Origin of the sequence: Desulforamulus ruminis DSM 2154 (genome assembly GCF_000215085.1) — a bacterium.
GTDB classification, from domain to species: domain Bacteria; phylum Bacillota; class Desulfotomaculia; order Desulfotomaculales; family Desulfotomaculaceae; genus Desulfotomaculum; species Desulfotomaculum ruminis.
In genome coordinates this window covers 1,777,139-1,791,701 of the sequence record NC_015589.1, presented here as the reverse complement: position 1 = coordinate 1,791,701, position 14,563 = coordinate 1,777,139, and the positions used below count along the sequence as shown (strand labels likewise).

Annotated in this window: 22 protein-coding genes; 21 read left to right on the top strand and 1 reads right to left on the bottom strand. The window is 52.4% G+C overall.

The annotated features are described in order from the left end of the window. Positions 1-76: 76 nt before the first annotated feature. The 21 genes from DESRU_RS09015 to DESRU_RS08915 all read left to right on the top strand — a co-directional run bounded on the left by DESRU_RS09015 (position 77) and on the right by DESRU_RS08915 (position 14,231). Positions 77-550 (top strand): hypothetical protein, encoded by a 474-nt coding sequence (locus tag DESRU_RS09015; RefSeq protein WP_013841800.1) that lies wholly within the window; start codon positions 77-79, stop codon positions 548-550. A 36-nt stretch (positions 551-586) separates the two neighbouring features. After that, a complete protein-coding gene (locus tag DESRU_RS09010; RefSeq protein ID WP_013841799.1) occupies positions 587-982 on the top strand; it encodes a hypothetical protein in 396 nt (131 codons plus the stop codon). Between the two features lie 12 nt (positions 983-994). After that, entirely contained in the window at positions 995-1,486 is a 492-nt protein-coding gene (locus tag DESRU_RS09005; protein ID WP_013841798.1) for a host-nuclease inhibitor Gam family protein, read from the top strand. Between the two features lie 12 nt (positions 1,487-1,498). Continuing rightward, positions 1,499-1,891 carry a phage protein GemA/Gp16 family protein gene (locus DESRU_RS09000; RefSeq protein ID WP_013841797.1) on the top strand — a complete coding sequence of 131 codons (393 nt, stop codon included), beginning with the start codon at positions 1,499-1,501 and terminating at the stop codon, positions 1,889-1,891. A gap of 9 nt (positions 1,892-1,900) precedes the next feature. Beyond that, positions 1,901-2,224 (top strand): Mor transcription activator family protein, encoded by a 324-nt coding sequence (locus tag DESRU_RS08995; protein ID WP_041275696.1) that lies wholly within the window; start codon positions 1,901-1,903, stop codon positions 2,222-2,224. Positions 2,225-2,369: 145 nt separating this feature from the next. Continuing rightward, positions 2,370-2,795: a hypothetical protein gene (locus DESRU_RS08990; RefSeq protein ID WP_013841795.1), complete on the top strand. Its 426-nt coding sequence runs from the start codon at positions 2,370-2,372 to the stop codon at positions 2,793-2,795. A gap of 1 nt (position 2,796) precedes the next feature. Beyond that, positions 2,797-3,141 (top strand): hypothetical protein, encoded by a 345-nt coding sequence (locus DESRU_RS08985; protein WP_013841794.1) that lies wholly within the window; start codon positions 2,797-2,799, stop codon positions 3,139-3,141. Further along, positions 3,119-3,421 carry a hypothetical protein gene (locus tag DESRU_RS08980; RefSeq protein ID WP_013841793.1) on the top strand — a complete coding sequence of 101 codons (303 nt, stop codon included), beginning with the start codon at positions 3,119-3,121 and terminating at the stop codon, positions 3,419-3,421. Before DESRU_RS08985 ends, DESRU_RS08980 begins: the two co-directional genes overlap by 23 nt. Then, complete coding sequence (locus DESRU_RS08975; RefSeq protein WP_013841792.1) at positions 3,421-3,957, top strand: phage protein Gp27 family protein; 537 nt, start codon at positions 3,421-3,423, stop codon at positions 3,955-3,957. Before DESRU_RS08980 ends, DESRU_RS08975 begins: the two co-directional genes overlap by 1 nt. Further along, positions 3,958-5,598: a phage terminase large subunit family protein gene (locus DESRU_RS08970; RefSeq protein ID WP_013841791.1), complete on the top strand. Its 1,641-nt coding sequence runs from the start codon at positions 3,958-3,960 to the stop codon at positions 5,596-5,598. Between the two features lie 12 nt (positions 5,599-5,610). Continuing rightward, positions 5,611-6,882 carry a phage portal protein family protein gene (locus tag DESRU_RS08965; RefSeq protein WP_013841790.1) on the top strand — a complete coding sequence of 424 codons (1,272 nt, stop codon included), beginning with the start codon at positions 5,611-5,613 and terminating at the stop codon, positions 6,880-6,882. After that, a complete protein-coding gene (locus DESRU_RS08960; protein WP_013841789.1) occupies positions 6,872-7,696 on the top strand; it encodes a minor capsid protein in 825 nt (274 codons plus the stop codon). Before DESRU_RS08965 ends, DESRU_RS08960 begins: the two co-directional genes overlap by 11 nt. A 16-nt stretch (positions 7,697-7,712) precedes the next feature. Beyond that, positions 7,713-8,705 carry a hypothetical protein gene (locus DESRU_RS08955; protein ID WP_013841788.1) on the top strand — a complete coding sequence of 331 codons (993 nt, stop codon included), beginning with the start codon at positions 7,713-7,715 and terminating at the stop codon, positions 8,703-8,705. Between the two features lie 146 nt (positions 8,706-8,851). Continuing rightward, positions 8,852-10,192 (top strand): major capsid protein, encoded by a 1,341-nt coding sequence (locus DESRU_RS08950; protein ID WP_238446399.1) that lies wholly within the window; start codon positions 8,852-8,854, stop codon positions 10,190-10,192. 6 nt (positions 10,193-10,198) lie between these two features. Further along, a complete protein-coding gene (locus DESRU_RS08945; RefSeq protein WP_013841786.1) occupies positions 10,199-10,660 on the top strand; it encodes a phage protein Gp36 family protein in 462 nt (153 codons plus the stop codon). Beyond that, entirely contained in the window at positions 10,657-11,259 is a 603-nt protein-coding gene (locus tag DESRU_RS08940; RefSeq protein WP_013841785.1) for a phage virion morphogenesis protein, read from the top strand. The genes DESRU_RS08945 and DESRU_RS08940 overlap by 4 nt, the downstream gene beginning before the upstream one ends. Continuing rightward, positions 11,252-11,731: a hypothetical protein gene (locus tag DESRU_RS08935; protein WP_013841784.1), complete on the top strand. Its 480-nt coding sequence runs from the start codon at positions 11,252-11,254 to the stop codon at positions 11,729-11,731. The genes DESRU_RS08940 and DESRU_RS08935 overlap by 8 nt, the downstream gene beginning before the upstream one ends. A gap of 23 nt (positions 11,732-11,754) precedes the next feature. Further along, positions 11,755-13,155: a phage tail sheath N-terminal beta-sandwich domain-containing protein gene (locus tag DESRU_RS08930; RefSeq protein WP_238446398.1), complete on the top strand. Its 1,401-nt coding sequence runs from the start codon at positions 11,755-11,757 to the stop codon at positions 13,153-13,155. Between the two features lie 14 nt (positions 13,156-13,169). Beyond that, positions 13,170-13,394 (top strand): 4Fe-4S binding protein, encoded by a 225-nt coding sequence (locus tag DESRU_RS08925; protein WP_013841782.1) that lies wholly within the window; start codon positions 13,170-13,172, stop codon positions 13,392-13,394. Beyond that, the gene (locus DESRU_RS08920; RefSeq protein ID WP_238446397.1) at positions 13,381-13,818 is read left to right on the top strand and encodes a phage tail tube protein; all 438 of its coding nucleotides are present in this window, start codon (positions 13,381-13,383) and stop codon (positions 13,816-13,818) included. The genes DESRU_RS08925 and DESRU_RS08920 overlap by 14 nt, the downstream gene beginning before the upstream one ends. A 17-nt stretch (positions 13,819-13,835) precedes the next feature. Then, on the top strand, positions 13,836-14,231 hold the full coding sequence (locus DESRU_RS08915) for a hypothetical protein (RefSeq protein WP_013841780.1): 396 nt from the start codon (positions 13,836-13,838) through the stop codon (positions 14,229-14,231). A gap of 88 nt (positions 14,232-14,319) precedes the next feature. On the opposite strand, the gene DESRU_RS08910 is transcribed toward DESRU_RS08915, so the two are convergent. Further along, positions 14,320-14,532: a hypothetical protein gene (locus tag DESRU_RS08910; RefSeq protein WP_013841779.1), complete on the bottom strand. Its 213-nt coding sequence runs from the start codon at positions 14,530-14,532 to the stop codon at positions 14,320-14,322. Positions 14,533-14,563 lie beyond the last annotated feature (31 nt).

Genomic DNA, 14,563 nt, shown 5'->3' with positions numbered 1-14,563 from the left:
CCGGGAGAAGATACTGGGGCCAAAAAGTTAGTGAGCGGTTTGTAAATGTTGTGAATTATGAAAGGAGTTAAATCCAATGAAAATATATGTGGTTTCTTCTTGGAAGAATGTTTCCATGGTGAGATCACTTACTGATTATCTCCGCAGAAACGGCCATGAAGTTGATGATTTTACTGATGATAGCCGGGGTAGATATGTATTCCATTGGTCAGAGGTGGGTGATATTCAGGAACTAGATGCAATTAATTTTTTAAAGGATCGGCGGGCGCAACGGGCGTTTGAAGAGGATAAAAAATGGATTGACTGGGCTGATGCTGTAATTCTTGTATTACCGGCTGGCAGATCAGCGCACCTGGAAGCTGGTTACGCCAAAGGCAAAGGCAAACTTCTTGTAATATTAGGTGAGTTTCCAAAAGGTGAATTTGATGTAATGTATGGGTTTGCTGACTTGTTAACGAGGGATCACGAAGAAGTAAAGCGGTTTCTTAAGCCAATGTGTATAGGGTTATCTGTTTGTGGTGGCGGGTGCGATTCTTGCCCTGCTAATTAGTAAACATTTTTAGCCACGTTGCAAAGGAGTGATGATGTGACACCGCAGGATTGGAAAGAGGTTGAACTGTCCCTGAATTCATTTTACAAACAAGCTGTTCTAATGTGTGATGGGTATAAGATCACCTTAACCCTTGGCCGTATAAGCCAATTTAAAAATGGAATCAAGGTCTATGTTAATAATGTGCTTAAACTAAAGTGGATGATTGAAGAATGCGAAGAAAGACGCCGGTTTTTTAGGCCAATAAAGAAATCCCTCATATCTCCTAAGGAGAAGGCCGCCTTCAAAAGGCTCTCCAAAAAAGCCAAACTTGATATTAAAACTGAATACACCTACTATGCTCCCTATTGGACTTCATTTAGAGCCTTAAAGGCTCATTTAATCAAACATAATAAATCAATCGAGTTGGTACGTGAAGAGTGTGTTTTATAAGGAGGAATCACCATGGCAAGAAAAAGATTGGAGGGTACTTCCCTTCAGACCTGGGAGGATGTGAATCTAAATCTTAAGGAGATAGCAGAATGTGAACTGGCCATTGAGGTTATTGAAAACAAAATGAATCAAAAAATACACGATCTTAAACTAGACGCTGAAATGAAGGCCCAGGCACACCAGGAACGAATCAAGGTTTTGGCAGCAGAAATCAAAGAGTTTTCGGAATATAATCGGGATGATTTCAAGGGAAAAACTAAAACGATGAACTTTGGCTCCTTTGGGTTCCGGAAAAGTACCAAGATTGTATATAAAAATGCCCAGGCTGTACTGGAAGCCTTAAAGGCCCGGCGCATGTCGGACTGCATTAAGACAACGGAAACCATTCTGAAAGATAAGCTCAAGGAATATTCGGAGGAAGACATTCTGGCAGTCGGAGCTAATAAACGGATTGAGAATGTTTTCTGGTATGAAACAGACCGGGAAAAACTAAAACAATCTTAGGAGGGTTAGGATATGGCCACTCGAATTACAGCACCACAGCTAAAAAAAATATGGGCTACCGCTCGGGAACTGGGTATGGATGAGGATGTTCTCCGGGCTAGGGTGGCCGCTCTTACTGGATCAGAAAGCATTTCCAAACTAACAAGCCAGCAGGCCCGTAACGTAATTGATAATTTGGCCCCCAAGGCCCAGATTAACAGAGCATCCAGAGAGCAACTTTGGAAAATTAATCAGTTGGCCGAGCAATTAGGATGGAAAGACAACCCTAAAAGGCTCCTTGGTTTTGTCAAGAAATATGCCAGGGTGGATGCTCTGGGATGGCTTACCAGAGATCAGGCTTGGCGGGTTACGGAAGGCTTGAAAAAACTAATATCTAAACAAAAGGTCCACAAGGTGGTGAAATAATCGGTGGAGATGCGCTGGGAAAATGATATAATGGCTGAAGATTTACCAGAACCTTATTCCCGAATCGTTGAATGGGTTGGCTTGGAAAACACCTTGAAACTGGCCTCTGAACTAGGTGGAAGATATGTTTACTTTCCGAAAAAAGATGTAATGGTCCGGGCAGCCAGGGACCGTGCCATTTGCCGCGAATTCACCGGTTATAACTTGGCGGATCTTGCAAAAAAATACGATCTAACAGATAATCGGATTCGGGAAATACTGGCGGAAGGCGGTATGAAACCAAAGTCAAATCCTAACCAGGTTACTCTTTTGGACATCATTACTGGTGGATAACTGAATATATAAAGTGCTTTAATAAAGCGTTTTAACAAAGGGGAAAGACACGGTTTTGGAGCACTTTAACACGATATAATCCCAGTGTAGCAACTGGGATTTTTTTCTTTTCCCGGCTAACAAAAAATCTCAAGGAGGGTTCCGCATGAAGGAACAATTAATCACGGCGGTGTCGCCACAATTATTAGAGTTGTCGGTAGCGGTATTTACTTTCTTGTGCGCTGTGGTGGGGCACAAGGGTGCAACCCACTTAAAACAGCAGACTGCGAAAGTAAAGAATGAGGAGTTGCGGCAAGTCATTTGGGACGCGATTGACCGGGTGGATGAAGCAGCGGAAAAAGTTATTGGCAAGATTGAACAGACAACTGCCGGGCCTTTGCGCGAAGCGGTTAAGGCGGGCAGTGTAGACCGAGAGGAACTGCTTCGTCTGGGTCGGAAAGCGTATTGGGAAGTACGGGAAACTGTAGGATCAGAAGTGGTGAACGTCTTAGAACGGAATATGGGTGATTTTGAAAATTACCTTACCAGCACCATTGAAAACAAAGTGCTTCGCCTTAAAGCGGGAGGATAACGTGGAACAGTTACCAGCAAACATACTTCTCCCTTCTCTTTTGATTGTGGTCTCTCTGCTCTCATCTGCCGTTGGCATCATTGGCTACTTTTTGAAAGACATTAAATGCAACCAGGAGAGAAAAGACGCAAAACAAGATCAGGTTATCGAAGACATAAAGAATGACTTTGCCGAGTTTAAAGCCAGCCTCCCTCACAATTACGTTTTACGGGATGACTTTATCCGGGTTAGTTCCGGTATTGAACTGAAAATTGACCGTGTGTCAAGAGACATTGGTGAAATCAATAAGGGTCTGGCGGAATTGATAGGAGGGATGAGCGACAATGTTTCCCAGCGAGGCACGTGAGTTGCGTGGTTTTATTCTCACCATGTGTAAAAACAACTACCCGCACGGCTGCAGTGAAAAACTCATCCAAATCGCCGTGGGTGAAAATCAGTTCACCTCCTCTCCTGCCTTAATCCATGCACACCTGGAATACCTGGAAGAAAAGGGTTATGTACGGTTGGAAGAGTTACAGGCCAAAGGTTTGGGTATCTCCAGAAAAGTGGTGTATATCACTGCCAAGGGGATTGACCTCTTAGAAGGCAGCATTGCCCTGGACCCCGGTGTACTGGTGATGTCCTGATGGGCAGAAGAAAACACCATAAGGTAGCGGCCTTGCCGCCTGAAATTGTTGAGGCCGTAAACGAAATGCTTTTGCAAGGCCATACCTATGAAGAAATAGCGGACTACCTGAAAAATATGGGCACACCGGTGAGTAAATCCGCCGTAGGCCGGTATGGGAAAGACTTCCACGCCAAGTTTGAACGGCTTAAGCAAATTCGGGACCAGGCCAAAGCCATTATTGAGAGCAACGACGGAGCGCCGGGAACCCAACTGGCGGAAGCCACCACGGAATTAGCCATTTCCATGATTATGGAAACGCTGTCCGAGTTGGACGGACTCCAAGGGGAAAAGGTTACGGAGCTCCTGAAAGTGCTGCCGAAACTGGCGGACTCCGGCACCCGGCGGGAGGCGTTGAAGCTCCAGTTTAACAAGGGGGCGGAGGCGGCCCTGGCCAGGCTGAAAGAGGAATTGAAGGCGGAACTAAATTCGGAACCGGACCTGCTGCAAAAAATGTATGAACTTGCGGACCGGGTTAAGGAGAAGGTGGCGTCTTAAATGGGCCTGATTAATGAACTGGTTGGGAAAAACCTCAAAGGACTCACGTTTCCGGAGTACTGTTTGGAAAATATCGTTTTGGACGATAAGACGCCTTTTAACGTCTACAACCGGGCTTTCATGAAAGAAATTGTTGAGTCCATCTTTTTAGACCCCCATGTCACCATTTCCAAGGGTGCCCAAACCGGTTTCAGTACACTTTTTTTGGCCCATGGTTTCTACATGGTGGATGTCCGGGGAGCCAACCTGATTTATTACCTCCCTACCGACAAGATGGCCAACCGGTTCGGCCAGACCCGTTTTGATCCCTATGTGCAGCGCAGTGACTATTTAAAGTCCAGACTCCTGGGCACCGACCAGGCCGGACTGAAACAAATTGGCACTCATTTCTTTTATATGTTAGGGCTTGTCAGCAAAACCGGCGCTATCAGCATCCCGGCAGATGAAATTATCTTTGATGAGGTGGCCCTGATTAACCGGGAAAACATGGATCTGGCCCAGGACCGGATCATGGCCTCGAAACTGGGCTGGCAGCGATATTTCAGCGCCCCTCTCTTTGAGGAGGACGGGATTGACGAACTTTACCGGGATTCGGACACCCGGAAATGGGTGGTTCGCTGTACCGGCTGCGGACGGGAATCCATCCTGGAGGAGGAATTCCCCGAAAACATCCGGGACGAACGCAAAAAGAAAGGCAGGATTTATCTGGCCTGCGTGAAATGCGGAAAGCCCCTGGATGTATATAACGCCCGGTGGATTGCGGAGCATCCGGACAGGAACCGAACCGGCTACCGGGTGCCCCAGTTGATCATCCGCGAAACCCGGCTGGATCTCATTTGGGACCGCTGGCTGAAGGCCCAGGGAAAACCGGCCAAGCTGGCTAGGTTCCGGCGGTCTGTTTTGGGGATTGCGGACAGCGGCAACATGCAGCCGGTGACATCAAAGGTGCTGGAGATTGTGGAGGCTGCCGGGGACTACTACTTTCAGGACACTTCCGAAGAAGTATGCGGCATTGGCATAGATATGGGCGACCGGGCACACGTGGCCATCCTTGCCCCCTACGGGGAAGAGGGGTTCCGAATTCTGGCCGCCTTTCATATTGACGTGGAGGACCTGTTGCTGCGGATTCCGGACTGGGAAGCGGCATACAACGCCGGTGCCCTCATCATTGACGCGATGCCGTATAAGACAGAATCCAAACGGGTGGTGCGAATCCTGCAGGAAGCCCTGGGATTCATCCAATACTTTAAAGCCACCTACAGAGAGACAACCGAGGGTGAGGATGACCGGGAGGTCCGGGTGATCCAGGTGGACCGGGATGAGTCCCTGGACGATACCACGGCCCTCTTTGCCACCAACCCGCCCCAGGCCCTGCTGTTTAAACCCCGGAACACGGAAGAAGAAAAAACCCTGGATGAAATCAGGCGTCACCTGAAAAAACTGGTCAAAGAAGAAACCACCGGACCGGACGGAGCCAAGAAAATTTCCTACAAAAGAAATGTGGAAAACCACTTCGGGATGGCCATCAACTCCGCCCGGCTGGCGCTGGAAATGGTCCGGTCCCAGCAAAGAAAATCCGGGCCGCCGGTCACCGGCGGGCGTGTGATCGGCAGGAACATTGCCGCCGACATCGTTTGGTAAAGGAGCGAAAACATGGACAAAGCGTACCTCACCCAGTCCGGCAGTCAACTGCAAACCGCGATATACCTCTTTGACGGCGCAATTTACAACCCGGAAGCAACCCGCCTCCCGGAGTATGAAAGAATGCTGGACACGGATGAAACCGTGGCCACGGCCTACGATTTTTTAACGCTGTCCGTCATGAGCCTCCTGGGAGAGTATCACCACCCGGACCCGGAGATCACGGACTTTGTCAAGCAGTGCCTGGAAAATATGCAGGACAGTCTGCCCATTGCCTGTGCGGATATTCTCTCCGCCATCTGGGCCGGGTTTTCGGTGACGGAAATCGTCTGGAAGGCTGAAAACAAAAGGTTGATGCTGGATTACCTGGCCACCTATCACCCTTCCACCGTGCATTTTAAGCTAAACGCCAAAGGACGCCTGGACGGGGTGGTGCAGCGGGGAACCTTCGCCGCCCTGGGAGAGGACATCCCAAAGGAAAAGTGCATCCTATATACCCACGGAAAACGATTTAATAATTATTACGGGACCAGCGCCTTTAAACGGCTGCGTAAAAACTGGCTGCTCAAAGACGCCTTCCTCCGGATGTGGGCCAAAGCCCTGGACAAGTACGGGACGCCTTTGACGGTGGCCGTTGTCCCGGAGGGCATCGTGGTGGATCCGGAATCCGGAGAGGAAACCAGTCAATTGGATTACACCACCAAACTGCTGGCCAACCTGCAAAACGGGACCGCCCTGGCCTTTTCCGCCAAGTCTGAAAAGGATAGCCGGATTCCCGATGTCAAAGTTCACTTCCCCACCAATGGGGTTGGCGAAGCCTTTAACCAGGCCATTGCCTACCTCAATAAGATGATTTGCCGGGGGCTGCTGCTGCCCTCCCTGGTGCTGGATGAAGGCAGCCGTTCCGGAAGTTATGCTTTGGGTGAAAGTCATTTTGACGCCTTTATGCTGGGCATCCGTGAAATTTACGTCCAGATTACGGACGTTTTGCTGGATCAATTGATCCGGCGGATGATCGAGTACAATTTTGGCCCCCAAGACGAATGGGGAACCTTTCAAGAACGGCCCCCGGGGCCGGAACAGGTGAAGATTCTAGCTGAGATTTTCACCAGCCTGACCAACGCCGGATATATGGAGCCTGCGGTGGAAGAAGATTTCCGATATGTCCGGGTGGCCGTGGGCCTGCCCGAACGGGAACCGAAGCCAAGCCGCACCCCCCTGGAGGTGGCCAAGGAAAACTACCCCCGGTATCTGAGGGGAGAGAATCTCGAACATGAGGAATGAGGCGTTCTTCCGGGAAATTGACCAGGCGGAAACCAGGGTACTCACCCAATGGGAACGCTGGCTGAAAAAGAACATCGCCGCCCTGCCCTGGAGGGAGTTGGAGCGGCTGTCCAAAACCGGGGGCCGTAAGCTGCGGATGCCAGCGGGACTCCACCTGGATCCGCAGGGGCTGGCCAAAATCCTGGCCAACCACGGCGCGGAAATGGTGGCTGCCGGACGCGCCCACGGGGACCGCCTGGTTTTGGAACTGCACCAAAGATACCGCCCGCGCAGGATGGCCGAACTACCCCGTTTCCAGTTTGATGCCGGAACGGACCCCAGACTGATTCCGGCCCAGGCGGTGGAGATTATGGAGGCCCGGGCCATGGTGCTGGCCGGGGATGTGACCATAGAAATGGAAGCGGAGTTGAAAAAGTCTCTGCTCCGCTATCTGTATGGAACCTCCCGGACGGAAACGGAACAGCGAATCGAAGAGATTTTGGAGGACACCCGCGACCGGGCCAGCAACATTACCACCACCGAAGGAACTTACGCCTATAACCGGGGGCGGCTGGCCAGTTTTGCGGACAACGAGGTGGATTATGTCCGTTTTTCCGCCGTAATGGACGGGAGTACCTCCCGCCAATGCCGGAGCCGACACGGCAAGCTCATGCGCCTGGATGATCCGAGGCTGGCAAACAACACCCCTCCCCTGCATGGGAGATGCCGGTCTGTGCTGAACCCCGTATATGGCATCTATCAGCCGGAACTCCTCACATCGGAAAACCTGGATTGGGATCAAGTGGTGCCGCTGCCCAAAGGCTGGGCGGCATAGCCAAGGAGGTGAAACATTGGAGAAGCAAGATCAAAAAGGGATGCTCAAAATACCTTTCTTTCGCCTGGGAGCATGGAAACACCCCCGGTATGGGACCATCCACGTCACCCAGGACACGCTGGACCAAATGAAACAAAACTTTGCCAATCACAGTCTGGGCCGCCCGGTTTTTGTCCGGCTGGGCCATGAAAAGGACCAGGCGCAGACCTTTGGAGACACCCCAGCGGAAGCCTGGGTGGTAAATCTGGTGCAGGAAGGCGCGGTCCTGTACGCCCAGGCGGTGGCCACCAATGAGGAAATTAAAGAGGCGGTAGCCAATAAGAAATTCCGTTTCGCCAGTGCGGAGTATGAACCGGAATATGTCAACAAGGAAACAGGGCAAAAATGCGGTGCCGTACTTTCGGCCATTGCCCTGACCAACGAACCCTTTTTAACCCGGCTGCCGGAAACGGTGGTACTGGCCGACCGGCCAAACGAATTTTATTTAGACTATGCGGAGGTGCAACCTGTGAAAGAAATCCAGGACGGTAATGAACTTTTCAAGAAACTGGCCGAGTTCTTTGGCAACTTTTTGAAGTTGAGCGAGGATCCCGCCAGGCAGCGGCCCTTGGTGGAAGGGTTGACCGAGGAACAGAAACAGCAGTTGACCAAGGTATCTCAGCTTGAATCCGAACTGACGGCCACCCGGCAGCAATTGAGTGATCAGGTACTGAGAGCCAGGGAAACGGAAGTGGACCGGAAGCTCACTGAAATGGTGGCCAAGGGAATCCCCCCTGCGATGTGCGAAAAAATCCGTCCCGTCCTGCTGGCAGAGCAGACCGGTGCCAAGGTCAAACTGGCCGACGGTCAGGAAAAATCCATGGGGGACATGGTGCTGGAAGCCCTGGAGGCACTGCCCCAGGAACACCGGGTGAAGCTGGCCCAGCTTGGATTCCAGTCCAGCCAAAAGACCGGAGCCACAGCAAAGGATCTGTATGGAGACGTGGTTCCGGAGTTGAACAAGAAATAGCGATATAACTAGTTGTTATAAATCCGTTATAACCGTGTTAGTTCCCGTTATTTTGCGTTATCTTTTGCTCCCCTGTGTCTACCAACCTCCAGAAGAAACAAGCCCCCTTAAAAGGGCTTTCAATGCGTCATGAAAATAAAAGGAGCGTGAAACTTTTGCCTGTGCCTGCTGATATTCAAACGCTAGACTCCGTCGTTTTAACGGAACTGGCCCAGACTTTTGAAAACTACCAATCCAACGTGGGCATCTTCTTCCCCAGTCGGAACGTACCGGTGAAAAAAGTGGAAATTGAAAAGGTGTACGGCGGTGCCGGAATGGCCTCCATCGTCGACCCCAATAAACCGGACGTACTGGGAGAGAACCGCACGGTGGAAAAGACCGCCAAGGAGCCCATTTATGGCCGGGAGACATTTCATGTGGCGACCGATACCCTGAACAACCTGCGGCAGCCGGGAACCCTGAATGAACGCTATGGCCGACAGTACATTGCGGATGAGACCAAGCGTTATGTTGCCAGGAACGACCTGCTTTTTGACTTCCTGCGTTGTCAGATGCTGCAGGGCGGCGTGAACTATACCGACCCCCGGACCCAAAAAACCGTCTCTGTCGATGCCGGGATCCCGGCCAGCCATATCCTGACCAATCTTCCTGCCAAACAATGGAATGATCCGGACGCCCCTGTTGTGGACGATATTGAAGCCATGAAGCAGGTTATCCGGGATGACGGCAAGGTTCAGCCTACCCACATTATGATGACCAGCACCATGAGGGGCTACCTGAGCAAGAACAAGCAGGTGCTTGCCCGCGGGGAGTCCGCCAGAGACACCGGTTTTGTGGTCTATGCCGATGGTGAGTTGACCAAGATTTGCGGGTTGACCATCGTCATTCAGGACACGGTGTATGAAGCCTTGACTCCGGCGGTGATGCCCACCGCCACCCTCACGGTAACCCAGGCAAGTCCTGCGGAAGGCAACAACATCGAGTTGACGATTGGCGGTGTGAAAAGCGGTACCTACACCGCTGTGGCCGGGGACACGGCGGCCAAGGTTGCCGCCAACCTGGCCAATTTCATTAACGGCAATCCGGCCATGCCGGTGGTGGCCACGGTGGCCGCGGCGGTCATCACCCTGACCCCGAAAGATCATTTGAAAAACCAGAGCATTGTCCTTACGGCCACCGGCAATATTACCCAAACCATTACCGGTTCCCCTTTAAACGTGGCCACCGGCGGGCTGGTAAAAACCGTCACGAAACTGCTGCCGGATCACAAAGTGGTGTTGGCTTGCCTGGAGTTTGCCGGGGAACCCCTGGGACGCACGGATTTTGTCATCGGGGAGCATCCGGAAGGCAAGCCCGGAATCTGGTCCCGGGCGGTGGATTCGGTACCGCCCAATCCTCCGGGAGCCTATGTCCAGGTCGGGCGGGCCGGAATGCCGTACCTTAGGCATCCGGATTGGGTCGTAGTCCGCACGGTTATGTCTGCGTAAAGTGAGGTGAAGCTGGCCGGGTCAGCCCCGGCCAGCCTGAAAATGTATTGTACTCCAGAAGAGGTTCGGGGCGATAACGAGCTTTTACGGGCGGACGAAGTTTTCTCCGATGAAATGATTCTTCCGTATATCATCAAAGCTCAGCAGCGTATGGATGTAAAACTGGCCAAACGGTATGTGGTGCCCATAAGTGAGCCGGTACCGGGGATTCTGCAGTCCATTGCCGTGGATATGGCTGCCGGATTTACCCTGGTGGGTGAGATCGCTAGCCGCCTCTCCCAGGAAGTGCTGAATCTGGGAAACGGAAAGATCCGGCGGGCGGAATCCGATCTGGCGGACGTGGTCCGGGACGGCCTCCTGGACGGGCTGCCGGGGGTGCAGTTGGCCGGGGCCGGTAGTTCCACCACCCCGGCCATGGCCAGCACCACACCGGAAAAAAGTCCGCTGGAAAGGGCGCTGAACTGGTGAAATTTGAAATTCAAGTCCAGGATTTGGAGCCTATCCAAGCCATGATTGGGCTGTTAATCCAGCGGGGGGCAAAAATGAAACCCTTCATGCGGCAGGCGGGGGAGATTATGCGGGCGTCGGTCACCCGGAACTTTGAGGCCGAGGGCCGTCCATCCCGCTGGAAAGCCCTTAGCCCAATCACCCGTGAAATCTATGAAGGCCAGGCGGTGGACCGGCTGCAGGGAACCAAAGGGTATCAGAATCTGAAGCGGGAATCCACCCGGCGCAGGCATGAGCAGGCCGCCATGGGAAAGGTCGGCGGCAGAAAGCTCCTGCACGGCCAGGGGGACTTAAAAAAGTCCATTGTGCTGGGCCGGATCACCGACACCAGCGCCGAGGTGGGATCTCCCCTCCCGTATGCCCGGATCCACCAGAAAGGCGGTACCATCGTACCCAGGCATAAAAAGGCGCTTTGTATCCCAATGGGGGGCGAAAAGTTCCTGTATGTAAAGAAGGTGACCATCCCGGCCAGGGAATATCTGCTCCTGCAGAAGGAAGATGAAATCACCATTACCCGCGCCCTGGATCATTTTATGTTAGGAGGGCTTTCCGATGCCTAGTGTGGATGATGTTATTGCCAGGGCGACGGCCACTTTGAAAGCCAGTCCGGATCTCGCTGGTGTCAAGGAATGGCACCAGGTGAATAACCTGATTACCCTGGTGTCGCCGGGTATATCCATCGGATTGGAAAAAGAGAACTTTGAACCCTATGACAAAAAATATGATAACGTAAACGCTTTCCTGAAAATCTTTGTCTGGGTTAAAGACATGAATCCTGTGCAGGGGGAAGCGGAAGTGCGCCGGTTGGCCCATCACATCCGGAGCGCGTTAAACCAGGATATCTATCTTGGAGGCATGATTGATTCCGGGTTTGTAGCCGGGATTGAATACCTGTCCGGCGATGCGGGCAAGGGGCTGCTGCTTCATATGGCGGAACTGGACTATCAAACCAGTTTTCTGGCTTTAAGGATGGAGAGAGAACCGGCCCCCCGGATTGATCAGGTGCAAAGCGATACGGAAATAAATCAATGAAAGGAGCGTGATGAAGGTTGGTCATGGAATACATTCAACCTCGCGTTGCCATTGACGAATCAGACGTTGGCACCCGGCCTACGCAGGCGGTGAGCCTTTCCGCCATCGGCCTGGTGGGGACTTTCTCAAAGGGGCCGGTGAATCAGGCGGTAACAATCGGCAGTTTGGAACAGTTGGTAACGACCTTTGGGGGATATACCGAGGGCTTGACCGGGTACCTCTCCGCTTTGGCGGCATTGAACCAGGGTGCCTCGGATTTAAAAATTGTTCGCATTGGCGGTACCGCGATGAAGGCGGCGGAGAAGATTTATAAGGATGCCTCTGCAGCGGACAGCATCAAGGTTACCGCTGCTTCTCCCGGCACCTGGGGCAACGACATCAAGGTGGCGGTGGCCGCCGGAACCGCGGCCAGCACGTTCAAGCTGGTGGTGATCTACGGCAGCCAATCGGAAACCCTGGATAACCTGACCCTGGAGAATTTGAATAACGTAAATTCTCAGTTTGTCACCGTTAGTAAGGTGACAGAGGCGACCAACCTGCCTCAAAACATTGCTTCCACGCCGCTGGCCGGGGGCAATGACGGAGCCGCCGCGGCGGACGGGGATTATATTGGAACCCTGGATGAGAACGGGAAACGAAGCGGTTTAAAGGTACTGGAAACGGTGCAGGTTGGTCTGGTGCTTTGTGCCCAGCAGCATAGCGCCACAGTACAAAACGCCCTGTTGACTCATTGCGCGGGGGCTTCCATCGGCCAGGGTCTCCGGGTGGCGATACTGAACCCGGTCCAAAATCTTTCGGTCGATGCCGCGGCGGCCACCACCGCCAGTATGGACGCTGCCAGGGGGATTTTAACGTATCCCTGGGTGGAGCCGGTGGAGCTTCCCGGCCAGTATGTGGCTCCGGATGGCTATTACGCCGGGCTGCTTTCGGTGCTGCGGTCGAATCAAAGCCCCAGCAACAAGCAGATTCAGGGAATTCTCTCTGCCGAGCGGATGCTGTCCGAGGCGGAAGTGAAAACCCTGACCCTGGCCAGGATCAGTCCCATTTCCCTGGTACCGGGCCGTGGGTTCCGGGTACGGAACGGTGTAAACCTTGCTTCGGATTCCGCCTGGAGTCAGACCTGCATCCGGAGAGCTTCGGACCAATTGGAAATGGAGGTATTCGCCGCCATCCAGTGGGCTATTTCCGAGGAAAACACGCCGGAGCTTCGGACCGCTGTGGCCGCGCAGTTAGACGCGCTGATGCTGGTCAAAAAGCTTAACCGGGAGATTTATGATTATAAGCCTACTCTTTGCGACGATAGCAACAACACGTCAGAAACCATTGCCGCCCGGATTTTAAACGTGGCCGTTCGGCCCAGGTTTACGTACCCGGCGGATTATGTGGATGTCTATATTCAGCGCCAAATTGGCTCTGCGTCGTAGGGGGTGGCTGCTGCATGATTCAGGTAAAAGAAAATTGCCCGGGGTGTGGTTTGTGCCTGGAGGTTTGCCCGGTGAAGGCGCTGGCCCTGGAACGGGGCAAGGCGGTGGTTGGCAATCAGTGCATTGACTGCGGCCTGTGCATCCCCCATTGTCCGGTGCGCCAACTGGAAACGGGTCCGGAACCGGCTCCCACCCGGCAGAAAAAAACGAAAACGGAGGTGACGGATGATGGGGCATAAGTTACAGGGGTTTGATATTTCGGTGACCGTGGTAGGCAGTAACGGCCCGGATCTGGTGGGCGAATATCAGGAAGTTGAATTTACCATCAAGGAGGATGCTGAAAAGTACCTGGCCCTGGGGGACCGGATCGCGGAGAACCTGGACGGGGAAATCTCCATTGAGGGGAAGCTGAAGCGCGGACACACACAATTGGACATCATCCGGCGTATTTGGGGAACGACCTCGCTGAAGCGGGGTTCCCGGATCCCTGCTTCCCCGAGGTTTACCATTATCTTTAATGTGGATGCGCCGGAAAAAGGATTTTCCGGGAGATACCGACTATTGAACTGCAAAATTGACGAACTGGCCATTAAGGCCAAGGCGGGCAAAGACCTTGTTTCAGAAGACATTAGCTTTAAAGCCGAAGGAATTGAACCGGCTTAAATTTTGGAGGGATGAAGATGCCACGGACCTACGGGCCGCTGACGTTACCCAGCGGCAAAGTGCTTGAATTTCGGGAACCTCTGGGGGTCGATAAGGACCATGTGTTAAAAATGGTGAACATTTCCCAGGAAAATATAATTGGCTGCGCCATGCTCATTGACGATTACGTGGCCGCCAAATGTGTTAAAAAGGTGGACGGGAAGGCTACCAGCGGGGAGTATAAAACCCTGTTCAGTGATTGGAGCCAGGCGGATGTGCTGTTTTATAAGCGGGTGTTTGAGCGCATGTTCGGCATGAATGAAGACCGGCAAAAATCGGCGGACGAAGCGGCGGATTTTTTGCTAAACAGCTTGACCTCTACCGATGGTGCCAGCTTGCCGAAGCCTTCGGAATCTCTCTCGAAGCCTGGTTAGGCTGGGGCGAAATCAAGAAGAAAGCTGTTTGGAAAAGTTTTGAATGGCTGTGTGAGGAACGCAGAAATCAAAATCAAGAGGGGCAGGATTAGCCCCGCCCCTCTTCTTCCCTACCCTTCCGAAGGGCAGGGGGTTTATAAAACAAGCCAATAATAACCATTACAGCAAACCATACCCAAAAGTTGCCACCAAAAATAAGCTGAAAGCCCCAGGCTCCAATTGTACCAGCAATAAATAAGAAAAGAAGCCCAAAGCCTAAAGTGGGTAGGGCAAAGATTATGTCTATTAATGAACTAAACATGTCATCTCACCCCAATTGCTTTTAGATTATT